Source organism: uncultured Polaribacter sp., from assembly GCF_947495205.1.
GTDB lineage: Bacteria > Bacteroidota > Bacteroidia > Flavobacteriales > Flavobacteriaceae > Polaribacter.
In genome coordinates this window covers 53,049-78,405 of record NZ_CANLXV010000002.1, presented here as the reverse complement: position 1 = coordinate 78,405, position 25,357 = coordinate 53,049, and the positions used below count along the sequence as shown (strand labels likewise).

The following is a 25,357-nucleotide window of genomic DNA, read 5'->3' as shown; positions in this document are numbered from 1 at the left end:
AAACTATTCTGTAATTTGTTCGCTTGTTTTTCCAAATCTTCGTTCTCTATTCTGATAATCTATAATTGCGTCGTAAAAATGTGCTTCTCTAAAATCTGGCCAAAGTACATCTGTAAAATATAATTCGGCATAAGCCATTTGCCAAAGTAAAAAGTTACTAATGCGCTGTTCTCCACTAGTTCTTATCATTAAATCTACTTCGGGCAAATTAAACGTATATAAATGGTTATTAATAGTGTTTTCATCTATTTTTTCTAAAGTAAGTTCTTTATTAACAACTTTTTTAGATATGTTTTTGATTGCATTAACAATTTCTTCTCTAGCGCCATAGCTTAAAGCAAAAGTTAGTATAATTTCTGTGTTATTTTTAGTTTCAGAAATAACATCATTTAAAACTTTTTGCGCGTTTTTGGGTAGTTGATCTGTAGAACCAATGGAGTTTACTTTAACGCCATTTTGCATAAAATCTGGCAATTCTTTTTTAAGAGAATTTATTAATAAACTCATTAATGCATCTACTTCTAGTTTTGGTCGTTTCCAATTTTCAGTAGAAAAAGCATATAACGTTATTGCGTTTACACCAATTTTAGAAGCCGCTTTTACAGATTCTCTAACGGCAGTTAAAGCATTTTTATGACCAAAAATCCTACTCATTCCTCTTCCTTTAGCCCAACGCCCATTACCATCCATAATAATGGCAACGTGTTTGGGTACTCTTTCTAAGTTAATGTGTAGTTTTTTATCCATATTATAAGCCTTTTGTGTAGCAAGGTTGTCTTCCAAAAGTATAAATTAAAGAAAAACCAGTAAAAACATACCAATCATTTCCTGTGCCGCTAAAGTTTAGGGAAGCTATTCTTTCTGTAGAATAATCTAAATCGTCTTGAAAAGTGTATCTAAATTTAGTTTCTATAGAAAACGCAAACTTACCAAATAATCGGGATTTAAAACCAACTCCAATAGGTGTAGTAAATGCTGTTTTATCTTCGAAAATATATTCTCCTGGTTGCACTTCTGTTTGTACTTTGTTATAATTAAAAGCAGCTAGTTCTATGCTAATGTAAGGAGTCCAGTTTTTATCTTGAGAATATACATCATATTCATAAAAATTAAACTCTATACCTGCAGCTAATTCATTAACTATATTTTTGAAATTAAAATTTCTATTTTGTCTAAAATCAGTATCTGCATCTGCATCATTTCCTTGAATTGGTAAATGGCTATAGGTTACTTTTAGAGCAACTCTAGGATTGTAATTGTACTTAAAAAACACATTACCTGCTACTTGATTTGGGTATATGTAATTTGTTCTACCAACATCTCCTATGTAGTTAGAGCCTCCTAGAGTAACCCCAACTTCATAAACTTGCCCCATAACTATAGAGCAAAAACTTACTAATACAAGAAATAAAATACTGTTTTTCATCTTAAAAAATAGCGAGCAAATATAGGAAAATCTATTTGCTTTGTAAAGTTAATATTTATACTTTTTTGAATAACTACTTTTTTAGAGTTTTATTGCAATTTTTAAGTTAAAGGTTGGTTTCATTTCTGGTATCTTCTCCCCAAAGTAATTTACTCCGTAGGGTTTGTAAAAAAGATTGATTGTTAGGAATGATACTTTTAATGGTAAATGGCGCTTTTTCTAAAAAAACCTTTGTATTTTCTGGTACAGTTGCTATTCTAGAGTCTAAAGAAATTAAAAAATCTTTTTCTCTAGAATCTACCTCTAACTGAATGCTGGTTTCATCTGAAATTACCATAGATCTTGCGTTTAAATTATGTGGTGCAATGGGTGTAATTACTAAATTTTTAGAATCTGGAGAAATTACGGGTCCATTGCAACTTAATGAATAACCTGTAGAGCCTGTGGGTGTTGCAATTATTAAGCCATCTGCCCAATAATTGGTAAGATATTCGTTGTTTAAATTCGTGGTTACACCTATCATAGAAGTGGTGTTTTTTCTGGCAATTGTAATTTCGTTTAAAGCAAAGTTAAGCTCTCCTATATCTTTAGATTCTGGGCTAGTTTTTACAGATAGTAATGTTCTTTCTTGTGTGGTATAATCTCCTTTTAAAATAAGGGCAATACTTTCTTTAATTGTATACTTATTTATGGTTGCTAAAAAACCTAGTCTACCTGTGTTTATGCCTAAAATAGGAATATTTAAACTTCTTATATAGGTTACAGCTCTTAAAATAGTACCATCTCCACCAAGGGTAAACATAAAATCGAACGAGTTGTCTAATTGGTTAAAATGAGAAAATGTAGGGTATGTTTTATCTAGAATTTCACCTTTTACCAGTAGGTTGTAAAAAGCGGTTTCTATGTAACATGTAATGTTGTTTTCTTCTAAAACAGTTAAAAGAATTTTAATTTCTTTTTCTGCTGAAATGGAGTAAGACTGACCGTAAATTGCCACTTTTTTCAATTTTTTACAATGTTTTATTTTATAAATTTCTTTTAACTATTTAGAAAGGGTTAGTTTTTAAAACTACTAACAATTACTATTACATTTCTAAATACTTTTGCAAATAATCAGATCTGTTTTTTAAATCTTCTAGATATATATCATTTTCATGCGTAGAGATTATTTTATAATCATATCTTCTAAACGTGTGCATAATTTCATTAATATCTTTTGCAACTATTTTTAAGGTAATTTGTACATTATTGTCTTTTCGTTGAGAAAGATAAAGCCCTAGTAGTTTGCCATCATTAGATTCTACAATTTGCGAAATTTGGCTCATAGAATAATCACTTTCATATTTTTCTATAATTAAAGTTTCACTATGCTCTATCATAAAAGGACTTGTAGAAAAGACGTCTAAAACATCACACAAATCATAATAACCCATATAATTTTTCTCTTTATCTAAAACAGGTATTATATTAGAGTCGTTGTCTGCAAAAATTTTTAATAATTCTAAAATAGTAGCTTTTTCGTCTGCAAAAAAAGTATTTAAAAGGTGGTTGTAGGCAACTAGCTCAGTGCCTTTATTTTCAATTGTATGAATATCATCTTCTGCAAAAGAACCTAATAATTTTCCGTTTTCTATAACAGGGAAGTGAGTTATTGGAAAATTATCAAATATTTTTTTAGCATCATTTACCTTAATTTTTAAGTTTAAGGGTTTAATTTCATTTAAAATATAATCTGTAATGTTCATGCCTTACGAAGATAGGATAAAATGATTTAATGAATTATCTTTGTGCTTTAAATAAATACAATGACAAAGTTAAGTGTAAATATTAATAAAATAGCAACTTTAAGGAATTCTCGTGGTGGAAATGTACCAAATTTATTAAAAGTTGCCAAAGATATAGAGGGTTTTGGTGGAGAAGGCATTACAATTCATCCAAGACCAGATGAAAGACACATAAAATACCAAGACGCTAGAGATTTAGCAACTACGGTTACTACAGAGTTTAATGTAGAAGGTAATCCTATACAATCTTTTATAGATTTAGTACTAGAAACCAAACCTACGCAAGTTACTTTGGTGCCAGATGCTGTTGATGCAATAACGTCTAATGCAGGTTGGAATACTATTGAACATCAATCTTTTTTACAGGAAGTAATTCAAGAATTTCAAAGTAATCACATTAGAACATCAATATTTATAGATACCGATTTAAAATTAATTGAAGCTGCAGCAAAAACAGGTACAAACAGAATTGAATTGTATACAGAAGAATTTGCATCGCAGTTTGAAAAAGGAAATAAACAGGCGGTAAAACCCTATACAGATGCTGCTGTTTTGGCGCATGAATTAGGTTTGGGCATAAACGCTGGTCACGATTTAAGTTTAGATAACATTCAGTTTTTTAAGCAAAATATACCCAATTTAGCAGAAGTTTCTATTGGGCATGCTTTAATTGCAGAGAGTTTGTATTTAGGTTTAGAAAATGTAGTAAATATGTATTTGCATAAACTAAAGTAGTTTTAAAGTTTATAATTTGTTTATACGTATATCTGTTTGTGATTTTATTTATTGAAAACGCCATTTAACCATCTAAAAAATTAAAATGTCTAAAAACCCTATTTTAAACGCAACAATTATAGGCAATGGAAAACCATTGTTAATTTTACACGGTTATTTTGGTATGTCAGATAATTGGAAAACTTTAGGAAATCAGTTTTCAGAAAACTATCAAGTACATTTAATAGATCAAAGAAATCATGGAAGAAGTTTTCATGCAGCAACTTTTAATTATGAAGTTTTAGTAGAAGATTTGTACAATTATATACAGTTTCATAATTTAGAGAATGTTTTTATTATTGGGCATTCTATGGGTGGTAAAACAGCCATGTTATTTGCTGTAACTTATCCTGAATTATTAGCTAAATTAATTGTTGCAGATATTTCTCCAAGAAAATATGCGCCACACCATAATGCAATTTTAGCAGCGCTAAATTCTGTAGATTTTTCTATAGAAAATACTAGAGGAAAGGTAGATAAAAAATTAAGCGATTTAATACCAGAGCTTGGTGTAAGGCAATTTTTACTAAAGAATGTTTATTGGAAAGAAAAAGGTGTTTTAGATTACCGCTTTAATTTAGATTCTTTAACAAAAAATAATCCTGAAGTAGGTGAGGCGTTGCCTTCTTTTACAGTATTTGAGAAAGAAACACTCTTTTTAAAAGGAGAAAAGTCTGATTATATTACGGAAAATGAAAAACCTATAATTGAAGCGCATTTTCCTAAAGCGAATATAGTAACCATTGAGAAAGCTGGCCATTGGCTACATGCAGAAAATCCGAAACAATTTTATAACAAAGTGCTTGCTTATTTAGGTTAAGCAACGGTGCCACGATGTGGTTTTAAAGTATCTCTATAAATTTTTAAATCAGTTTCATTTACGGTGATAAAAGCAGAAACTAACATTTCGTTTTTTTCTTGAATAGCTATTTCATGAAAAGAGAGGTTTTCTAAATCTGCAAATTCTTTTAAATGTATGGTGTGGTGTTTGGCAGTTTCTTTAGCATCAGGACCTCTAAAATCCCAAAGAAGTTTTATTTTTCTATGCATTTGGTTGTTTTTATTTGTTAATGAAGATAAATAAATTCCCTTTTGTAAAGGTAATTTCTATCTGGTTTTTTACGGCTTTGTTTCTTGTGCCAATTCGTTTTCCAAATTTTAAATCTTCTCCATTTAAAGCGTATTGCAAACCTTTTGTAGTAATGTTTTTTGCTGTAGGAAACGGAATTAAGGAAACCGTTTTGTCTATACAATCTGAGATGTTTGTAGTTTTGTCTGCCAAAAAATAAGAGCCATAATCGTCAAAAAAAGTAAGTTTTAATTTTTTTCTCCAAGTAATGGCCGTGTTTAAATTTCCAAGAAAATGATCTTGTTCTTTGCCACTAGCGCCAAAAACATCAATATTGTAATAGCCTTTATCAAAAAGAATTTTTAAAATTTTATCAAAATCTGTATAGTCTTGGTTTGGTGTTTCTAAAGTATTAATTTTAGCAGGTATTTTAATTATTGAATCAAAATCGCCACTGATAAAATTAGGCTGAATATGGTGTTTTTTTAAGTAATTATAAGCACCATCTGTTGCGCAAATTAAATCGTATTTAGATGTGTTTGGTTTTTTTTTAGGTGCATCACCATTCAATAATAAAAAAACGAGTTTGTTTTGCATAGCAACAAAAATACTTAAAAATCTTAACTCTATTTTTAACACAATTAGTTTTATCTTTGATTTAAAATTAGAAGTTTGAATATATCAGAATTTATTCCGCAGGAAATTACAAAAGAAATAGAAAATACAAGTTTTACATGGCAAACACCAAGTAATATTGCTTTGGTAAAATATTGGGGAAAAACAAACCCTCAAATACCAAAAAACGCATCTATAAGTTTTACGTTAAACAATTGCCATACCATTACTACTGTAGATTTTCAAAAAAAATCGAAATCGGAACTTGATGCAACATCTTACACTCAAATTGATTTTGATTTGTTTTTTGAAGGAAAAAAGAAAGAGGAATTTAAACCAAAAATTGCTGAATTTTTTAAACGTGTGCAAGCATATTGTCCTTATATTTTTGATTATAAAATGACAATCAATTCAGAAAATTCTTTTCCACATTCTAGCGGAATTGCTTCATCTGCGAGTGGTTTAAGTGCAATTGCTATGTGTTTAATGAGTTTAGAAAAACAACTAAACCCAGCTTTAGAAAACGAATTTATCAATAAAAAAGCTTCTTTTTTAGCACGTTTGGGCTCTGGTAGTGCAAGTAGAAGTATAGAAGGGCCATTAGTAGTTTGGGGTAAAAATAGTTCAGTTGAAGATTCATCAGATTTATTTGGGGTAAAATTCAATAAAAAAGTAGCGGCTATTTTTAACAATTATCAAGATGCAATTTTGTTAGTAGATAAAGGCGAAAAACAAGTTTCTAGCACTGTTGGACACAATTTAATGAACAACCACGCATATGCTAAAGTGCGTTTTGAAGATGCCAATAAAAATTTGGAAAACATGGCTATGATTCTTCAAAACGGAGATGTTAAAGCATTTGTAAGTTTAGTAGAAAGTGAAGCATTAACCTTGCATGCAATGATGATGACTAGCCACCCTTATTTTATTTTAATGAAACCAAATACGTTAAAGATTATTGATAAAATTTGGCAATATAGAGTAGAAAATGAGAGTAATATTTGTTTTACTTTAGATGCAGGCGCAAATGTACATGTATTGTATCCTGAAAATGAAAAAGAAAGCGTTAACGCATTTATAGCAAAAGAATTGGCTGTTTTTTGCCAGAATAATCAATACATTTTAGATAATGTTGGTTTAGGTGCAAAACAGCTTTAATATTTTAAATTATGAAATTATTTTTCCTATTTCTTGTTGCTAGTTGTTTTTCAATCTTAAATTTTTCTGCACAAGAAAAAATTTGGTTAAACGCAAAAGAAGCTATTGTAGCTAAAGAAAATGCTAGTTTTTATCGTGTTTTTGTAATTAAAAATAACAAAAAACAGTTGGCTACAGATTATTTAATTTCTGGTGAAAAAGCAAGAACTTATCATTTTAGAAATAATAAAAAAGAGGGTCTTTTTTTTAGCTTTTATCCTTCTGGTGAAGTTAAAGTTGCTGGTATTTATAAAGATGGTTTAAAAGATGGTGTTTTTAAAACCTATCATAAAAACGGAAAAATTAAACAAAAAGGAAAGTATAGTAAAGGTGAAAAGGTAGGTGTTTGGAAAATTTTTTATAAGAATGAATAAAGTTTAGTTAAACTCTAATGCATTGGTTATTAATTTTGTACTTTTGTATTACTAGATAAAGAAATAATGAAAGGACCCTTATTTTATGCTAAAATTCTGCTTTTTGGAGAATACGGAATTATTAAAGATTCTAAAGGTTTAGCAATACCATTTAACGCTTATAGAGGCGCATTAAAATCTCAAGAAAATTTAATGGGTAAAGCAAAAGAATCTAACGGGCATCTGCAAAAATTATATGTTTACTTAAAAAGTTTAAATACGAATTTAGTAACATTTAATTTGGTAGATTTTAAAAAGGATTTAGATAATGGAATGTATTTTGATTCGTCTATTCCACAAGGTTATGGCGTAGGAAGTTCTGGTGCGTTAGTGGCTTCTATTTATGATAAGTATGCAACTGAAAAAATTACCGTTTTAGAAAACTTAACAAGAGATAAATTATTGAAATTAAAACAGATATTCTCTTTAATGGAATCTTTTTTTCATGGAAAAAGCTCTGGTTTAGATCCTCTAAATAGTTATTTAAGCTTGCCAATTTTAATCAATTCTAAAGACAATGTAGAGCCTGCTGGTATACCTTCACAAAAAGAAGGCAAAGGAGCCGTTTTTCTATTAGATTCTGAACAAATTGGTGAAACAGAACCAATGGTAAACCTTTTTATGAATAAGATGAAAAATGAAGGTTTCAGAAAAATGATTAGTGAAGAATTTGCCACTACAACAGATGCTTGTATTGAAGATTTTTTACAAGGAAATGTAAAATCTCTTTTTGGAAATGTAAAATCTTTATCTAAGATAGTTTTAAAGAATTTTAAACCAATGATACCAAACGCTTTTCATAAAATTTGGGAAAATGGTATTGCTACTAATGATTATTACTTAAAACTTTGTGGCTCTGGTGGTGGTGGTTACATTTTAGGTTTTACTGAAGATTATGAAAAAGCACAAAAAAGCTTAAAAGATTATAAATTAGAACTGGTTTATAGATTCTAAAATCCACATGAAAACCTTAAAAGCGAAACAAATAATTCTAAAATTTTTTAGTTTATTTTCTGCCGTTAGAGGTTATAACATTTTAGTATTAGTAGTTGCACAGTATTTAGCAGCAATTTTTATTTTTTCTCCAACCAAATCTTTGCACGACGTTGTTTTAGATGTTCATTTATTATTTTTAGTACTGGCATGCGTATTTGTAATTGCAGGCGGTTACATTATTAATAACTTTTACGATATTAAAGTAGATAGAATTAATAGACCTGTTAAAACGGGTTTAGACAATTACATTAGACAAACCACAAAACTAAGGCTCTATTTTTTGTTGAATTTTATAGGTTTTAGTTTTGGTATGCTTATTTCTTGGAGAGCAGCTTTATTTTTTGCTACGTTTATATTTTTTATCTGGTTGTATTCTCATAAGCTAAAGAAATATCCGTTTTTAGGTATTTTTACGGCTACATCATTAACCATAACACCTTTTTTTGCAGTTTTTATTTACTTTGATAATTTTTCGAAAATTATTTTTGTTCATGCAGGGTTTCTTTTTTTAATAATTATGGTAAGAGAATTAATTAAAGATTTAGAAAATTTAAAAGGTGCAATTGCCAATAATTACAAAACATTCCCCGTAGTTTATGGTGAAAAGAAAACCAAAAAGTTAGCAGTTTTTTTATTGATATTTACCGCTTTTCCTATTTATATATTGTTAGTTTATTCAGATTTAGGATATATGTGTTACTACTTTTACTTTACAGCTGTTGTATTAATAATTGTTGCTTTCTTTCTTTGGAAGTCGGTTGCAAAAAATCAATATAGAATGTTGCATAATGTACTTAAATTGCTACTTTTAATAGGTGTTTTGTGTTTAATTTTTATAGATACTTCTTTATTATTAGATAAAGTAATTCTAAGATTAAACTAAGTTTAAAGAATAGTGCTACCTTTGCAAAAATTTTAATAATGAATTCAAATAGAAACTCGTCGAGAGGACGACAAGAAGGAAAAAAAAATACACCTCTAAGCAGAAAAAGAAAACCTTTAGATAGAAAAACATCTAAAAAAACTACTTCGAAAATAACTGCAACTAAAAAAGCAGATACTTCATCTGGTATAAGATTAAACAAATACATAGCCAATTCTGGTATTTGCTCTAGAAGAGAAGCAGATACGTATATAGAGCATGGTAGTGTAGAGGTTAATGGGCAGTTAGTTACAGAAATGGGTTATAAAGTGCAACCAGATGATATTGTTCGTTTTGATGGTACTTCTATTACGCCAGAGGAAAAAAAGTATGTGCTTTTAAACAAACCCAAAAATTACATTACTACTATGGATGATGATCGTGGTAGAAAAACGGTAATGGAATTAATTGCAAATGCATCAAAAGAAAGAATATATCCTGTTGGGCGTTTAGATAGAAATACAACAGGTTTGTTGTTGTTTACAAATGATGGAGATTTGGCAAAAAAGCTAACTCATCCAAAGCATAATGTACGTAAATTATATCAGGCTTCTTTAGATAGAAAGTTAGAGTTAAGAGATTTAGAAAAACTGCGTGGTGAAGTAATTATAGAAGGGAGAAAAGTTTTTATAGATGCAGTTTCTTATGTAAATGGAGAACCAAAAACAGAAATTGGTATCGAAATTCATTCTGGTAGAAATAGAATTGTTCGTAAAATATTTGAACACGTTGGTTATAAAGTAAATAAATTAGATCGTGTAATTTTTGCAGAATTAACTAAGAAAAATTTACCAAGAGGTAGGTGGAGAGAGTTAACTAATTTAGAGGTTTCTAATTTGAAGAAAATGTCTTAAATTATAGCTTTTGTCTTAAAAAAAAACACCTTTAATTCTTGTTTAAAGGTGTTTTTTTTGGTTTTATTTATTTTTAAAATCTTGCCAAATTAATGCAGCTGCACCAGATATAGCTGCGTTTTTCCCATGCATACCAGAAGGTAAAATTTTTACATCTCCTTTATAAATTTCTAGAAGATATTCTTCCATATATTTTTTTGTTCCTTCAAAAATCCATTTATCGCTGCTGGTTAAACCACCTAACAAGAAAAAAGCTTCTGGTTGAGAGAAAGTAGTAAAATTAGCCAATGCTTTTCCTAGAATTCTGCAAGTATAATCAAATGCTTTTATGGCAATAAAATCTCCTTCTTCTGCAGCTTTTGTAATATCCTCTCCATGTAAATCATTATAGGCTATGTTTCTAAAAATACTATCTTCCATGTATATGCTTAACATGTACATTATTGTTCTTTTAAGACCTGTAGCAGAAACGTAAGCTTCTAAACCACCTTTTACACCTAAACCAGTTAAACGCATGCCATCTGTAGCAATATCTACATGACCTAGTTCTCCAGCAAATCCGTTAAAACCATCAATTAACTTACCGTTTGCAACAATTCCACTTCCTAGACCAGTTCCTAGTGTAATTAATATAAAGTCTTGCATACCTTTTGCATGTCCAAAAAGCATTTCTCCTAATGTTGCAGCGCTGGCATCATTCATAAGTTTTATTGGGAGGTTCATATGCTCTTTTAATTTAGCAACAATAGGTGTGCTTCCTTTCCATACTAAATTGGCTGCATTTTCTATAGTTCCTTTTTTACTAGAGGCATTAGGTGCTCCAATACCAACACCAAGTAAAGAAACGTTGGTGGTTGTTTTGGCAATTAATTGATTTACAACAGCTTTTATTTTTAGTATAAAGTCATCAATATTTGGATATTCTTTGGTTCTAAAAAAATCATGAACAATACTATCTCCATCCTTGTTAACTAAACCTATCTTAGTTTTTGTGCCACCAATATCTATACCAACTACTAATTCCATTTTCTTTGAATTTATATAAAGTTCGAATCTATAAAAATCATCAGTATAAAACAAGAAAATAAATGTTTACCTTAGTTTTGTTAAGAGCTGATTTAGGGAAGAAATAAAATAAGGGTAATACGTTTATTAAGAAAAAATGTAAAAAAGTATGTTAACAGGTATTTCAATTAATCGTAAACTGATTATTTTAGATTAAAGCAAAAAAAACCCGAGTAAAACTCGGGTTTTTAAGTGGTACCTCCAGGAATCGAACCAGGGACACAAGGATTTTCAGTCCTTTGCTCTACCAACTGAGCTAAGGTACCATTGCCTTAGCGGATGCAAATATAAAATGTTTTTTTACATTTGCTAAAGAAATTTAAAAAAAATTCTAATTAATTTTTATTTTTTATAAAAAATACACAAATGAATCTAGCTGTAGATATTGGGAATACAAGAGTTAAAGTAGCTGTTTTTAAGGAGGATAAGTTAGTTGATTTTGTTGTTTTTGAGAAAAAAATAATTATTTCAGAAATTAAAAAAATTGCAAAAAAATATATTATTTCAGTCGGAATTATCTCTAACGTAGCTTCAGTTTCAGAAAAAAAGATGATTCAACTCAAAAAAATCATCAATTTTCATGTGATTTCTCATGAATCTCAAATTCCTTTTATCAATTTATATAAAACACCAAAAACTTTAGGAATTGATAGAATTGCATTAGTAGCAGCTGCAGTAAAACAATATCCCAATAAAAACGTTTTAATTATAGATGCAGGTACTTGTATTACGTTTGATTTTGTAAATACAAAAAAAGAATATTTAGGTGGAGCAATTTCTCCAGGAATTAAACTGAGGTATAAATCATTAAACGCATTTACAGCCAATTTACCATTAATTTCTAATTTAGAATTAGAAAATTTAACAGGTAAAAACACATATGAAAGTATTGTTTCTGGCGTTTTAAACGGAGTTGTTGCAGAGATAGATGGTTTGATTTTTAGGTACAAACAAAAATATTTGGATTTAACAGTTGTTTTAACAGGAGGTGACACAAATTTCTTGTCAAAACAATTAAAAAGTAGCATATTTGCCACTCAAAATTTTGTCCTGCAAGGATTAAATGAAATATTGAAACTTAACGCACACAAATGATAAGAAAGATTTTTGTAGTTTGTTTATTAATAACTTCTACTGCTTTAGTAGCGCAAAGAAACAGTTCTTCTCCCTATTCTTTTTTCGGTATTGGTGAAAGATACAGTCCTAGAACAGTAGAACAAAACAGTATGGGAGGTATTGGTGTAGCTTACAATCATTATAAATATTTAAATTTTACCAATCCTGCTGCAAATGCTTTTTTAAGAGAAACCACTTACACTTTAGGAGCTTTAAATACAAACTTAACGGTTAAAACGGCAAATTCAAGTCAAAGTTCTTTATCTACTAGTTTAAATTATTTAGCATTGGGGTTTCCAATAGGTGAAAGCGCTGGTTTTTCTTTTGGTCTGCAACCAATTTCTTCTATTGGTTATGTATTGTTAAACGAAAGTTTTAACAACGCAGGAGAATTAGAAGCTGTAACTGCATATAATGGAAATGGTGGCGTTAGCAGAATATATGGTAGTTTTGGTATAAAGTTAACTAAAGAATTTGCTTTAGGTCTTGAGGCTGATTTTAGCTTTGGTAACTCAGAAAACTTAATTACCAACCAAAGAGACAATGTGGCTTTAGCAACTAGATATGAAGAAGATTATAATTTAAGAGGTAATTCTATAAAACTTGGTGCGCAATATAAAAAGGACATCAAAGATAATTTACACGTAGATGCTGGTGCAAGTGTAAAACTAGGAAACGACCTAAATGTCTCTGGAAATGAGTTTCTATATTCTTTAACCATAAATGCTGGGGGAGAAGTATCTAGAGATACATTAAGCAATACTGCATTAAACGGCAAATATAGATTTCCTATAAAGTCTGTTTTTGGTATTGGTATTGGAAAATATGATAAATGGTACGTTGGTGCAGAATATGAAAATCAAGATGCAATAGAAGCTATAGGTATTAACAATAGCATAAATGCATACAGGTACGAAGGTTCAAATAGAATATCTTTAGGAGGTTTTTATTTACCAAAAATAAATTCTATTTCAAGTTATTGGAATAGAATAACTTATAGAGCTGGTTTAAAATATGAAAACGTAGGTTTGGCTGTAGACGGTACAGGTTTAGGTACAAATTTTACTTCAATTGAAGACTTTGGCATATCTTTTGGTTTAGGATTACCATTAAAACGTCTTTCTTCAGTTAATTTGGGCTTAGAATATGGTAAAAGAGGTACAACAGCTAACAACCTAATTCAAGAAAATTACTTCAACTTTAGATTAAGTCTCTCTTTAAGTGAAAGATGGTTTATAAAAAGAAAAATTGATTAACACAACACATAAAATTTTTAAAATGAAGAAAATTACGTTTTTATTTACAGCATTGTTGTTTTTTACAATGGTAGAAACAAATGCTCAGGATATGGAGAGAGAGTGTACGATAAAGTACAACTTATTTAAAGGAGATTTTCAATCTAAAAAGTACGATGATGCTTACACAAATTGGATCTTTTTAATGGATAATTGTAAAGATTTATCTGTAAATATTTATAAATTAGGTGCTACTCTTGCAGAAGACGTTAGAAAAGATCCTGCCTTAGCAAAAAGAGTTTATGAGCAAAGATTACAGTATTTCCCAAAAGTAGATCCTGCAAAAGCACATAGTGATTATGCTTCATACTTGTATAAAAATAAATTAGCTACTGAAGATGAGATCTTTTTAATTTTAGAAAAAGGTTACAATACAGATGCTACAAGAATGGGCGTAAAGAATTTGTATTTATACTTTCAGGGCGTAACCGATAGAAATAAAGATACAAACCCACAAAAAGTCTTTGATACTTATGATGATGTATTAGAAAATGTAAACAAAAAATTAGAAGGTTATGCTGCAAGGTTAGTAGATCTTAAAAAAGATTCTGTAGCCAACAAAAAGAAAATTAAAAGTTATTCTATAAATTCTAGAGCTTTAGGGCAAGTAGAAGGTGGTTTAGATAGAATTGTAGAAAAATTATCTACATGTGAAAGACTTGTACCTTTATACACAAGAGATTTTGATGCAAATAACTCTAATGCTGTTTGGTTAAAAAGAGCAGTTTCTAGAATGTTTAATAAAGGGTGTCAGTCAGATCCTTTGTATGCAAAATTAGCAAAAGCTTATGCAGAAGCATCACCATCTCCAGAAGCTTATGCTTTCTTAGCAAATGTTTTAGAAGATAATGGAGACACTGCAGGAGCAAATCAAATGAGACAAAAATCTTTTGATTTGGAAACAGATCCACTTAAAAAAGCAAAGTATAAATTAAAATTTGCACAAGCCGCTAAAGATAGAGGGCAGTTGTCTAAAGCAAGAAGTTTAGCAAGAGAAGCATTAAGCTTTAACCCAAACTCTGGTAGAGCTTACTTATTTATTGCGAGTTTATACGCAGCAAGTGTAAATAGTTGTGGTACTAATGAGTTTGAGAAAAGAATGGTGTATGTAGCTGCTTTAAATAAAGCAAGAAGAGCAGCAGTAGTAGATCCTAGTATTTCTTCTAGAGCAAATAAATACATTAGAAGTTACAAAGGTAATGCTCCAAGCCAAAGTGTAATTTTTACAGCTGGTGCAACACCAGGAGGTAGATATACTATAAAATGTTGGATAGGCGAAACTGTAACCATACCATCTAAATAATTTGTGATAAAACATAAACAAATATTAATTAGAAGCATTACTGTAATTTGTGTTACAGTAATGCTTTTTTCTTGTGCCAATAGTTCTCAAGAAGTGCGTAATTTTCTAGAAGAAAAAAACTTGCCAATTGGCACAGCAAAAGATGCCTATCACGTTTATAAAGATTCTGGTAGAATTACATCTAAATTAATTACGCCAGTATTATTAGATTTTTCCAACAGAAAACAACACCCTTATAATGAATTTCCTGAGGGAATAAAAATTATTAATTTTTCCAATAAACAAAGAGATTCAGTTACCATAACAGGTAATTATGCACTTACATATTCAAATACAGAAATATCAGAAATTAAGGGAAATGTAGTTGTGGTTAATCACGTAAATAACTCTAGATTAGAAACAACCCAACTTTTTTGGGATCAGAAAAGTAAATATTTTGTATCAGAAAAACCATTTACATTATTTAAACAACAAGACACCTTAGTAGGCGTTGGTTTTGAGTGTAAAGAAGATTTATCAAGGCATATTGCTAAAAACACAACCGGAAAACTAGACGTTAAAAAATAGAAAATATGAACAAACTTTGGAGATTTTTTCAATACGGATATTTAATTATTGCCATTATATGTCTCGTAGAAGGTGTAATTAAATTGATAGAAAAAAACTATGTAACCGGCAGTATTTTGTTAGGTACAGCTGTTTTGGTAATTATTTTGTTTTTGGTAAAAAGACGTTTTAGAAAACGCATACAAGAAAGACAACAATAAGAACAATGTTTTTAACATGGAATTAGAATTTGCAATAATTATTGGTTCAATTATCCTTTCTGCTTTTTTTTCAGGGATGGAAATTGCATTTGTATCTTCTAATAAATTACATATAGAATTAGAGAAAAAAAGAGACGGTTTTATTCCTAAAATTCTAAATAAAATCACTCAAAAATCCTCAAAATTTATTACCACAATGTTAGTGGGTAATAATATTGCTTTGGTAGTTTATAGTTACTATATGGGCAAATTTTTGTTGCGTTTTTTATCATTAGAAAATTTAAATGACTTTTCTGTATTGCTGCTGCAAACTTTAATTTCTACACTGCTTATTTTAGTAACCGCAGAGTTTTTACCAAAAGCTATTTTTAGAATTTATGCAAATGAAGTTTTAAAAATATTTGCTTTACCAGCATACGTTTTTTATGTATTATTTCACTTTTTCTCAGAATTTATTACGTTAATTTCAGATTTTTTTCTACGAGTTTTTTTTAAAACCAATTCAGATGAGCAACAAGTAGCTTTTAGTAAAGAAGAATTGGGAAATTACATTACAGAGCAATTAGAAACGGGTAATGAAGATGAAGAAGTAGATTCTGAAATTCAAATGTTTCAAAACGCATTAGAATTTCATAATGTAAAAGCAAGGGAAGTTATGGTGCCTAGAACAGAAATAATTGCTGTTGAAATTCATGAAAAAGTAAGCATTTTAAAAAAGATTTTTATAGAAACTGGTTTGTCTAAAGTGTTGGTATACAAAACTTCTTTAGATGATGTTGTGGGTTACGTAAGCGCATTTGAGTTGTTTAAAAAACCAAAAACTATAAAATCTATACTTTTGCCAATAGAAATTGTGCCAGAATCTATGATGATTAATGATATTTTAAATATCCTTATGAAAAAAAGAAAAAGTGTTGCCATTGTTGTTGATGAGTATGGTGGAACCTCTGGAATGATTACTGTAGAAGATATTGTAGAGGAATTGTTTGGTGAAATTGAAGACGAACACGACTCTCAAGAATTTTTAGAAGAAAAAATAAACGAATTTACATTTCATTTTTCTGCAAGATTAGAAGTAGATTATTTAAACGAAGAATATGGTTTAAATATACCAAAATCTGAAGCTTATGAGACTTTAGGAGGCTTTATAATACAGTACACAGAAAATATTCCTGAAGAGAATGAATTGCTAGATATAGCTGGTTTTAAAATAAGAATTTTAAAAACAAGTACAGCTAAAATAGATGATGTAAGTCTAAAAATTACCCAGTCAGAAGACTAACTTGTTTGCATGAAAACAAATTGGTTTAAAAAGCTAGAATTCTTCTTATTATTTACTAAAAATGGGTTGCAATATTAAAACCCAAATCGTATATTCGCCCACTGAATAAAAAATAAAACGTATGGCAATTTTATCAAAAATTAGAGAACGCTCGTTGTTCTTAATTATAATAATTGGTTTAGCACTTTTTGCATTTGTATTAGACCCATCTACACTAGGAGATTTTTTTAACTCTAGTAAGGTAAATGAAGTGGGAGAGGTAAATGGAGAATCTATTTCTAGACAAGAGTTTGTAAACGCTTTAGAGGCGTATAAGCAACAAACAGGTGGTAGAGTTTCTGAAATGCAAGCAGCTAAAACAGTTTGGGATAATTTAATTAGAAAAAAAATATACCAAAACCAATTAAATGAAGCTGGAATTTCTGTTGGAGAAAATGATGTTTGGAACGAGTTGGTAAATGCACCATCTGTTCAAAACAGTCCTCAATTTCAAAATGAAGCAGGCTTATTTGATGAAGGGATCTTTAAAACTTTTTTAGCAACTACTAAAGAAGATGAAAGCCAAAAGCAACTTTGGGATGCTTGGACCAATTACATGAACCAAATTAAAGACAATACAGAAACTAATGTATATAATAAATTGGTTACTGCTGGTTTAGGCGCTTCTTTAAAAGAAGGCGAAATGGAGTATATGGTAGAAAATACAAAGTTAAACGCCCAGTTTGTATATGTACCTTATTCTACTGTTGCAGATAGTTTGGTTAAAATTAAAAAATCTGATGTTGCTGCTTATATTAAAGAGAATTCAAGTGAGTTTCAAACAGAAGCAACTAGAGATATTTCTTACGTAAAGTTTGATATTAAAGCAACTGAAGAAGATGAAGCTGCTATTAAGCAAGAAGTTGCAAGCTTAATTGAAGATTCTTTAGATAGAAATAAACAAACGGTTGTAGGTTTAAAAAATACCCAAGATTATAAAGAATTTTTAAACAGTAATGGTTCTGATTTAAATTTAGATGAAAATTTTAAATTTAGTACAGATATAAACCAAACTGTGGCAAAAGAAATCTTTGCAGGAAAGGAAGGTGATGTTTTTGGACCTTATAAAGATAACGGATTTTTTAAGGTATCTAAAATTACAGCAATTACGCAAATGCCAGATTCTGTAAAAGCTAGCCATATCTTAATTCCGTTTGTAGGTTCTCAGAGAGTTGCTCCAGAAGTTACAAGAACAGAAGCAGAAGCAAAAAAACTAGCAGATAGTTTGTTAACTGTTGTAAAAAGAAGTCGAAGTAAATTTGCAGATTTAGCAAAAGAATTTTCTTCAGATACTGGTTCAGGAGCAAAAGGTGGCGATTTAGATTGGTTTACTTATAGAACCATGACGCCTGCTTTTAGAGATTATTCTTTTACAAATAAAAAAGGAGATATAGATGTTGTACAATCTCCGTTTGGTTTTCATATTATAAAAATAGAGGATCAAAAAAACATGCAAAATGTTTTAAAGTTAGCAACATTTGCAAGAAAAATTACACCATCTGAAGCTACAGAAAATGCAGTTTTTCAAAAAGCAGAACAATTTGCTTTAGCAGTATCTAAAGAATCAGACTATAAAGCGGTGGCAAAAGAGAATAATTATAATTTACAACCTGCAGTAGGTTTAAAGGTTTTAGATGAAAACGTACCAGGAGTTGGTAACCAAAGACAAATAGTTTCTTGGGCTTTTGGTAATGATATAGAAATAGGAGACTTTAAACGTTTTGATTTAGAAGGAAGTTATGTAGTTGCTGTAGTAACAGATAAAACGAAAAAAGGTTTAATGCCAGTAGAAAAAGCAATTAATAAGGTGAGACCTATTTTGGTTAATAAACAAAAGGCTGCTTTAATTAAAGATAAGTTGGCAGGTAGCGATTTGGCAACAATTGCAAAGGCAAACAATACAAATGTAAGAAGTGCAAATGCAGTTAAATTGAAAAGTCCTTCTATTTCTGGTGTTGGTTTAGAACCAAAAATTGTTGGTGCTATGTATAATGCAGCTTTAAACAAGGTATATACACAGGTTGAAGGTGCTAAAGGAGTATTTTCTTTTAAAGTAAATAAAAGAGAATTACCAACGGCTTTACCAAATTATGAAAGCAAGAGAAAAACGATAGCACAATCTAGAAAAAGTCAAACTTTTAAGATTTACGATGCTATTAAAAATGCTTCTGATATAGAAGATAACAGAGCTATAATGTACGTTTCTAATTAGAAACTATAAGTTTAAGAATATTAAAAAACCGTTTAACTTTGTTAAACGGTTTTTTTGTTGGCTTATTTTTTTTAAAAGTGTAATTTGTGCTTAGTAAAAAAATAGAAATGGCAAATATGCTTAGCCACGATTGCAATGGCATCCTTTTTATACCAAATTTGTTTCGTTGTCTTCTTTTAAAATTAAATTAGCGTTTCTCTTAAGAAGTATTTTAATTAAGGGAACCGTATAAAAAGATATAATGGAAAGCGTGAAATAGCTCCAAATAAAAAACCTTTTCGATTGCTCAAAAAGGTTTGTGTATTGTTTTAAATAATTAGAATTTTATCCGTTCATAGAAATTAAAAATTCATCATTATTTTTAGAGAATTTAATTCTTTCATTAATAAATTCCATTGCTTCAATAGGGTTCATGTCTGCTAAATATTTGCGTAAAACCCACATTCTTTGTACTGTTTTTTCATCTAGCAATAAATCGTCTCTTCTGGTAGAAGATTTAATTAAATCTATAGCAGGGTATATTCTTCTGTTAGAAATGTTTCTATCTAATTGAAGTTCCATATTACCAGTTCCTTTAAACTCTTCAAAAATTACTTCGTCCATTTTAGAGCCAGTTTCTGTAAGTGCAGTGGCAATAATGGTTAAAGAACCACCATTTTCTATATTTCTTGCGGCACCAAAGAAACGTTTTGGTTTGTGTAATGCATTTGCATCTATACCACCAGAAAGTATTTTACCAGATGCTGGTGCAACTGTATTGTAAGCTCTAGCCAAACGTGTAATAGAATCTAAAAGTATTACTACATCATGCCCACACTCTACCAAACGTTTTGCTTTTTCTAAAACAATATTTGCAACGCGTACATGTTTGTCTGCAGGTTCATCAAAAGTAGAGGCTACAACTTCTCCACGCACACTTCTTTGCATGTCTGTAACTTCTTCTGGTCTTTCATCAATTAAAAGTACTATTTGGTAAACTTCTGGATGATTGTAAGCTATGGCCTTGGCCACATCTTTTAATAACATGGTTTTACCTGTTTTAGGTTGTGCTACAATCATACCACGTTGCCCTTTTCCTATAGGAGAAAATATATCGATTATTCTTGTAGATAAAGAACTTCCTTTTTCTGCTAAGTTGAATTTTTCTTGAGGAAATAACGGTGTTAAATGTTCAAAAGAAACTCTATCTCTTACAATATTTGGGTTTAAACCATTAATTTTAGAAACTCTAATTAAGGGGAAATATTTTTCACCTTCTTTAGGTGGTCTTACGTTACCTCTTACAGTATCTCCTGTTTTTAAACCAAATAATTTAATTTGAGATTGAGAAACATAAATATCATCTGGAGAAGATAGGTAATTGTAATCTGAAGAACGTAAAAAACCATAACCATCTGGCATCATTTCTAATACACCTTCACTTTCTATAATACCATCAAACTCAAAATCTGGGTCTCTATATCTATTATTGCTTTTGTTTCTATTGGTGTTGTTTTTGTCTCTATTTTGGCTATTCTTAGCGTTTTTATTGTTTTGCTGAGAATTGTTTTGTTGAGAATTGTTTTGTTGATTTTTATGAACCGGTTTGTTTGGTTGATTGGTTGTTTTTTTAGCGGGTTGTTCTGTTTTTGCAACAACTTCCTCTTTAATAACCTCTTCAACTACCTGTTTTTTGACTTCTTTTTTAACGGGAGCTTTTTTTGCAGGTGCAGCAGTTACTGGTTTCTCTTTTGCTGAAACATCTTTAGTATCTTTAATTTCTGCTGCTTTTGTTTCCTCTTTTGCAGGCTGTGCTTTTTTAACAACACGCTTTCTTTTAGGTTTTTCTTCTTTTGCCTTTGTTTCTTTCTTTGCAGAAGGTTCTACTTTGGCTTTGGTTGGGTTTGCAGCTTGTGTATCTAAAATTTGATACACTAAATCTAATTTTTTTAATTGGCTCGTTTTAGTAAGCCCTATGCTTTTTGCAATAGTTTGAAGTTCAGCAAGATTTTTTGCCTTTAGTTCAGAAATTTCGAACATTCTTTAGGTGTTAAGTTATAAGTATAAATCTTAAGTATTATAAAGATTCTTATGTTTTTTTTGATTTGTTATTGTCTGTATAGTACTACAAACAATTAATGTGCGGTTTTAATATGTAACAAATATATGCATTTTTTTTTAGTTGTTCCTTTTCTTTTTAAAAAAGAATATAGTACTTTTGTTTTATAAGATATTATAGATGATACAGAGAATACAAACACTCTATTTATTATTTGCTTCTGCAATTTCTGGAGGTTTAATTTTTGTTTTCGATTTATGGGATTCTGTAAAAAAAAACGTTTTTGCAATAGACTTGTTATATAGTAATGTATTAAGTCTTAAAGTAATTCCTGTTTTGTTTATAATTTCTGCGATTTTAGCTTTTGTAGCTATTTTTTTATTTAATAATAGAAAGTTACAATTTGTTATAGGTCGTTTAGCAATTTTGATAAACCTTATTTTATTAGGATTATTGATTTATGTATCTCTAACTTTACCTGGAGAAATTATTATTTCGGAGAAAGGTATTGGGATGTTTATACCAATTATAGCGGTTTTGCTTATTGTTTTGGCAAATAAAGCTATTAAAAAGGATGAAGATCTTGTAAAATCTGCAGATAGATTACGATAATACTAACATCTTAGTTATATTTAGTGCGAAAGAAAACCGAGATTTAATCTCGGTTTTTTTATTTTTATGCAAAATCTAAGCAATTTTCCGTTTTCTCGCGTTTTTGAAAAATCGTTAAAATTTCAAAAAAAAAAAAATCAATGTCGATGTTGTTGATATATAGCAAGTTATCGATTTACCATCCCTAAATTTAGGGATGGCAAATATCCCTAAATTTAGGGATTGTGTAATGTAATAATCTAATTTAAATTTGTAGTGTTAGCATGAAAGAAATAATAAACGTTCATATAGCAGACGATCATAAGATAATAATCGAAGGATTAATAGCTGTTTTAAATACTGATAAGAATATAGAAGTAAAAGGCTACTCTTTAACAGGTAAACAAGTTATAGATTGGTTTTCTAAAAGAAAAAATACAGCGCATGTACTAATTTTAGATCTTACGATGCCAGAAATAGAAGGTATTGATGTTTTAAGGTACTTCTATAAAAAAGGAGGAAAACAAAAAATTATTGTACTCTCTAGTTATGACGAGGTGAAAATTGTAGAAGAGGTCTTAAAATATGGTGGGTATGGTTATATTTCTAAAGATTGTGCAGGAGAGCATATTTTACCAGCAATAAAAGCAGTATACAGAGGAGAGCAGTATTTTAGTAGTAATATTAAAAGTGCATTATTAAAAAACTACTCTGACTTAAATAAAAAGATTGATAAAGAAATAGGATTAGAAAAAATAGAATCGTTAACAGATTCAGAAATAAAAATTTTAAGGTTTATTACTGAAGAATTTAGTACTAATGATATTGCCAAAGAAATGAATATTAGTGCTCATACAGTAGAAACACATAGAAAAAAGTTAAAAACAAAATTAAATGTAAAAACATCAATAGGATTAGCAGTGTACGCAACTAAGTATAAGTTAATATAACTTAATTGCCTCCCCCGAAAATATTAAATTTAGAGTAAAATCTATCCCCTAAAAATTTAATGTTACCCCCGAAAATTAGTTTAACACGGCGTACATGCTTTTTCCTATTAATTAAAAACATGATATTATAAAATCCCCTTTAAATATATAAATTTTTAAACCCTTTTATGCCAATTATTATGAAAACTACCAAATTAGTAACTTTGTTTATTGCATCAGCATTTGCTTTATCTTCTTGTTCAAATGATGAAACTTTAACTGTTCCAAATGAAAATGCAGCATTACTAAAAACTTTTAAAGTTAAAAGAGATGCTTCTGGAGCTTACTCTACAGAGTTTGAAACCAATAGTAACGTTAAAGTTGATAAAGTTACAAATCAAGATGTAAATGAATTTCATTTATATGAATCTGATTTTGAATCGTTTCAAAAACAATCAGAAGAATTATTTATAGATGGTAATAAATTAAGCGTAAGTTTTATTGATACCAACACAGATAAAAAGCCATATATATCTATTGAAGATGATAATATTACTTTGGCTAAATCCAACTCAATGTTAAAAGAATATAGTGTAAGTAGCGGGCAAGAAGGTTCAGTTAACTTAGCTTTTAATGTTTCACCTCAAGTAACTGTAGATTTTGTTTACAATGAAGATGATAACATTTATGAAATTCATTTAGAAAAAGGAAAATCAACCAATACTTCTTTCTCTAGAAATTTAACGAAATTGGAAGGTGAAGTTTTAAAAATAGACTTTATAAACCATACTGATGATACTAGCGCTAAGACTATATTAGCTAAAGAGTTAATAAAGAGAAGAAAGCCAAGAATTTTAGTTGGTAATGGAGAAGAAGTTGAAGATTAATTTTTTAGATCATTGAAAATAAGAAAAATAACTATATTATACATATTTTATGCATTACTTTATTGTTTTCATTTAAATGCAACCCCTAAAAATAAATATGTTATTGAAGAAGTTTCTATCTTAGAAACTTCTTCATTTTTTCTGGTTAAAAGAGATTCTGTTTTTTTTAAAGGATTTCAAGAGGTTCAGAAAGATTATAAGAAAGAAAATTACGCAAAGGCTTTAAAAAGTGCTTTAGCACTATTTGATAAATCGAATACAGACGATAATTTATTCGATTTAAAAATTTTAATTGCAGATATTTATAGCAAAAGCAATAATCACGATAAAGCCCTAAACACCTATAAAGAAGCATTAGCTGGCTTAAAAAATTATAAACCCGATAATAATTTAGATTTTAATTTTACAAAAAAAAATGAGGTAAAATTAAATTTAAGAATAGCCAATTCTTTTCACAAGCTATCTTTAAAAGATAGTGCCAAACGTTTTTACAAGAAAGTAGAAGAAACCAATGTATTTGATAAAGAAATTTTAAAGTATAAAGCTATAGCATTTGCCAGTTTATCGGGTATTTATCAATTAGATTCTATTTACGAGAAGGCTATTGATTATGCAAAAAAAGCTATTGAAATAAATAAAAAAACAAATAGTAAATTAAGTGAAACGCTTGCACTTAATAATTTAGGGAGTATTTATTTGTCTCAAAATAATTTTGAATTAGCAAAAGAAACCTATTTATTAGGTATAGACATTATTAAGAATGATAATTCGCAGAAAGCAGTAGTGGTAAAAGCAGGCTTATATTACAATTTGGCCTGGGCTATGCGAAACTTAAAGGAATATGAAGCTTATGATTACCAAGAACTATCTTATGAAATAGAAAATGGTTTACGAGATAAAGAAGTAAGGAGAGCCGTAGAAGAAGTAAATGCAAAGTACAATATTGATGTAGTTAAAAAAGAGGAAGAAAATAAAAGATTAAAACAAAAAACTAATTTTTTTATTTATGCAGCAGCAGGTTTATTAATAATTTTGTTTTTACTTTATTTTCTTCATATTTATAAATTAAAACAAAAAAACTTAAGATTACAACTTTCTCAAACGCACTTATTGCAAAATCAAAAGTTAGAAAAATTAAAAGCAGAAGTTAGAGATAGAGTTTTAAATGCAACTATTGATGGTAAAGAAACAGAAAGAAAAGAAATTGCAGAAACTTTGCACGACAGTGTAAGTGCTTTACTTTCTTCTGCCAACCTGCATTTAATTGCAGCTAAACAATATTTCAATAAAGAAATACCTGTTGAAATCACAAAATCTCAAACTATAATTACAGAAGCTTCTAAAAAAATTAGAGATTTATCTCACACATTAGTGTCTTCTGTGCTTCTAAAATTTGGTCTAAAAACGGCTATAAATGATTTGGTTAGTAAGTATTCTAATTCAAACTTAGCTCTAGATTCTGATATTAGTAATATTAGAAGGTATCAGCAAAACTTTGAAATTAAGATGTATAATATTACACAAGAATGCTTAAATAATATTTTAAAGCATAGTAAGGCTTCAAAGGCATCTATCTATTTAACAGAAACCAATAATCAACTTCATCTTAAAATTAAAGATAATGGTGTTGGTTTCGATAAAAATAAACCTTTAGAGAACGTTGGTTTGGGTTTAAGCCATATAGAATCAAGAGTGTTATTAATGAAAGGGGAATTTTCTATAAACTCAAGTATAGGTAAAGGTACAAGTATAACTTTACAAGTTCCTGTAATGGAAAGGTAAT

Annotated in this window: 26 protein-coding genes and 1 tRNA gene; 18 read left to right on the top strand and 9 right to left on the bottom strand. The window is 29.3% G+C overall.

All coding sequences use genetic code 11. From position 1 onward, the window contains the following. Positions 1-3: 3 nt before the first annotated feature. The 4 genes from Q0762_RS02520 to Q0762_RS02505 all read right to left on the bottom strand — a co-directional run bounded on the left by Q0762_RS02520 (position 4) and on the right by Q0762_RS02505 (position 3,171). Positions 4-747: an isoprenyl transferase gene (locus Q0762_RS02520; protein WP_298763273.1), complete on the bottom strand. Its 744-nt coding sequence runs from the start codon at positions 745-747 to the stop codon at positions 4-6. A gap of 1 nt (position 748) precedes the next feature. Next, positions 749-1,426, bottom strand: coding sequence for a DUF6089 family protein (locus Q0762_RS02515; RefSeq protein WP_298763272.1), 678 nt, complete (start codon positions 1,424-1,426; stop codon positions 749-751). Between the two features lie 106 nt (positions 1,427-1,532). Further along, complete coding sequence (locus tag Q0762_RS02510) at positions 1,533-2,432, bottom strand: NAD kinase (protein WP_298763271.1); 900 nt, start codon at positions 2,430-2,432, stop codon at positions 1,533-1,535. A gap of 79 nt (positions 2,433-2,511) precedes the next feature. Beyond that, entirely contained in the window at positions 2,512-3,171 is a 660-nt protein-coding gene (locus tag Q0762_RS02505; RefSeq protein WP_298763269.1) for a CBS domain-containing protein, read from the bottom strand. A 60-nt stretch (positions 3,172-3,231) separates the two neighbouring features. On the opposite strand from Q0762_RS02505, the gene Q0762_RS02500 reads away from it, so the two are divergent. Both Q0762_RS02500 and Q0762_RS02495 read left to right on the top strand, forming a co-directional pair. After that, complete coding sequence (locus Q0762_RS02500) at positions 3,232-3,945, top strand: pyridoxine 5'-phosphate synthase (RefSeq protein ID WP_298763268.1); 714 nt, start codon at positions 3,232-3,234, stop codon at positions 3,943-3,945. An 85-nt stretch (positions 3,946-4,030) separates the two neighbouring features. Then, entirely contained in the window at positions 4,031-4,804 is a 774-nt protein-coding gene (locus Q0762_RS02495; protein WP_298763267.1) for an alpha/beta fold hydrolase, read from the top strand. Here Q0762_RS02495 and Q0762_RS02490 read toward each other — a convergent pair. Together Q0762_RS02490 and Q0762_RS02485 are read right to left on the bottom strand one after the other, a co-directional pair. After that, positions 4,801-5,034: a hypothetical protein gene (locus Q0762_RS02490; protein WP_298763266.1), complete on the bottom strand. Its 234-nt coding sequence runs from the start codon at positions 5,032-5,034 to the stop codon at positions 4,801-4,803. The genes Q0762_RS02495 and Q0762_RS02490 overlap by 4 nt on opposite strands. A gap of 10 nt (positions 5,035-5,044) precedes the next feature. After that, a complete protein-coding gene (locus Q0762_RS02485) occupies positions 5,045-5,650 on the bottom strand; it encodes a thiamine diphosphokinase (protein ID WP_298763264.1) in 606 nt (201 codons plus the stop codon). A gap of 75 nt (positions 5,651-5,725) precedes the next feature. Here Q0762_RS02485 and Q0762_RS02480 point away from each other — a divergent pair, with 75 nt between their 5' ends. From Q0762_RS02480 to Q0762_RS02460, 5 genes are all read left to right on the top strand, one after another. After that, positions 5,726-6,826: a diphosphomevalonate decarboxylase gene (locus Q0762_RS02480; RefSeq protein ID WP_298763262.1), complete on the top strand. Its 1,101-nt coding sequence runs from the start codon at positions 5,726-5,728 to the stop codon at positions 6,824-6,826. An 11-nt stretch (positions 6,827-6,837) separates the two neighbouring features. Then, the gene (locus Q0762_RS02475) at positions 6,838-7,239 is read left to right on the top strand and encodes a hypothetical protein (RefSeq protein ID WP_298763261.1); all 402 of its coding nucleotides are present in this window, start codon (positions 6,838-6,840) and stop codon (positions 7,237-7,239) included. A gap of 66 nt (positions 7,240-7,305) precedes the next feature. Continuing rightward, positions 7,306-8,232: a mevalonate kinase gene (locus tag Q0762_RS02470; protein WP_298763259.1), complete on the top strand. Its 927-nt coding sequence runs from the start codon at positions 7,306-7,308 to the stop codon at positions 8,230-8,232. Positions 8,233-8,239: 7 nt separating this feature from the next. Then, positions 8,240-9,157 carry a geranylgeranylglycerol-phosphate geranylgeranyltransferase gene (locus Q0762_RS02465; RefSeq protein WP_298763257.1) on the top strand — a complete coding sequence of 306 codons (918 nt, stop codon included), beginning with the start codon at positions 8,240-8,242 and terminating at the stop codon, positions 9,155-9,157. Positions 9,158-9,195: 38 nt separating this feature from the next. Beyond that, positions 9,196-10,050: a pseudouridine synthase gene (locus Q0762_RS02460; protein WP_298763256.1), complete on the top strand. Its 855-nt coding sequence runs from the start codon at positions 9,196-9,198 to the stop codon at positions 10,048-10,050. 63 nt (positions 10,051-10,113) lie between these two features. On the opposite strand, the gene Q0762_RS02455 is transcribed toward Q0762_RS02460, so the two are convergent. Together Q0762_RS02455 and Q0762_RS02450 are read right to left on the bottom strand one after the other, a co-directional pair. Continuing rightward, entirely contained in the window at positions 10,114-11,076 is a 963-nt protein-coding gene (locus Q0762_RS02455) for an ROK family protein (protein WP_298763254.1), read from the bottom strand. A 232-nt stretch (positions 11,077-11,308) separates the two neighbouring features. Further along, positions 11,309-11,381: transfer RNA gene (locus Q0762_RS02450), tRNA-Phe, on the bottom strand. 100 nt (positions 11,382-11,481) lie between these two features. Here Q0762_RS02450 and Q0762_RS02445 point away from each other — a divergent pair. The 7 genes from Q0762_RS02445 to Q0762_RS02415 all read left to right on the top strand — a co-directional run bounded on the left by Q0762_RS02445 (position 11,482) and on the right by Q0762_RS02415 (position 19,129). Continuing rightward, on the top strand, positions 11,482-12,210 hold the full coding sequence (locus Q0762_RS02445) for a type III pantothenate kinase (RefSeq protein WP_298763252.1): 729 nt from the start codon (positions 11,482-11,484) through the stop codon (positions 12,208-12,210). Next, the gene (locus tag Q0762_RS02440; RefSeq protein WP_298763250.1) at positions 12,207-13,487 is read left to right on the top strand and encodes a hypothetical protein; all 1,281 of its coding nucleotides are present in this window, start codon (positions 12,207-12,209) and stop codon (positions 13,485-13,487) included. Before Q0762_RS02445 ends, Q0762_RS02440 begins: the two co-directional genes overlap by 4 nt. A 22-nt stretch (positions 13,488-13,509) precedes the next feature. Further along, complete coding sequence (locus Q0762_RS02435; RefSeq protein ID WP_298763248.1) at positions 13,510-14,829, top strand: hypothetical protein; 1,320 nt, start codon at positions 13,510-13,512, stop codon at positions 14,827-14,829. Positions 14,830-14,832: 3 nt separating this feature from the next. Then, positions 14,833-15,396, top strand: coding sequence for an LPS export ABC transporter periplasmic protein LptC (gene lptC, locus Q0762_RS02430; protein WP_298763245.1), 564 nt, complete (start codon positions 14,833-14,835; stop codon positions 15,394-15,396). 5 nt (positions 15,397-15,401) lie between these two features. Next, positions 15,402-15,596: a hypothetical protein gene (locus tag Q0762_RS02425; RefSeq protein WP_298763244.1), complete on the top strand. Its 195-nt coding sequence runs from the start codon at positions 15,402-15,404 to the stop codon at positions 15,594-15,596. A 16-nt stretch (positions 15,597-15,612) separates the two neighbouring features. Further along, positions 15,613-16,878, top strand: coding sequence for a hemolysin family protein (locus Q0762_RS02420; protein ID WP_298763243.1), 1,266 nt, complete (start codon positions 15,613-15,615; stop codon positions 16,876-16,878). 121 nt (positions 16,879-16,999) lie between these two features. Then, positions 17,000-19,129: a peptidylprolyl isomerase gene (locus Q0762_RS02415; protein ID WP_298763241.1), complete on the top strand. Its 2,130-nt coding sequence runs from the start codon at positions 17,000-17,002 to the stop codon at positions 19,127-19,129. 324 nt (positions 19,130-19,453) lie between these two features. On the opposite strand, the gene rho is transcribed toward Q0762_RS02415, so the two are convergent. After that, positions 19,454-21,148 (bottom strand): transcription termination factor Rho, encoded by a 1,695-nt coding sequence (gene rho, locus Q0762_RS02410; protein ID WP_298763240.1) that lies wholly within the window; start codon positions 21,146-21,148, stop codon positions 19,454-19,456. Positions 21,149-21,347: 199 nt separating this feature from the next. On the opposite strand from rho, the gene Q0762_RS02405 reads away from it, so the two are divergent. The 4 genes from Q0762_RS02405 (at position 21,348) to Q0762_RS02390 (ending at position 25,356) form a co-directional block, all read left to right on the top strand. Continuing rightward, positions 21,348-21,779: a DUF4293 domain-containing protein gene (locus tag Q0762_RS02405; protein WP_298763239.1), complete on the top strand. Its 432-nt coding sequence runs from the start codon at positions 21,348-21,350 to the stop codon at positions 21,777-21,779. A 263-nt stretch (positions 21,780-22,042) separates the two neighbouring features. Beyond that, positions 22,043-22,708, top strand: coding sequence for a response regulator transcription factor (locus Q0762_RS02400; protein ID WP_298763238.1), 666 nt, complete (start codon positions 22,043-22,045; stop codon positions 22,706-22,708). Between the two features lie 179 nt (positions 22,709-22,887). Next, positions 22,888-23,574 carry a hypothetical protein gene (locus Q0762_RS02395; RefSeq protein ID WP_298763237.1) on the top strand — a complete coding sequence of 229 codons (687 nt, stop codon included), beginning with the start codon at positions 22,888-22,890 and terminating at the stop codon, positions 23,572-23,574. Between the two features lie 12 nt (positions 23,575-23,586). Beyond that, positions 23,587-25,356: an ATP-binding protein gene (locus Q0762_RS02390; protein WP_298763235.1), complete on the top strand. Its 1,770-nt coding sequence runs from the start codon at positions 23,587-23,589 to the stop codon at positions 25,354-25,356. Position 25,357 lies beyond the last annotated feature (1 nt).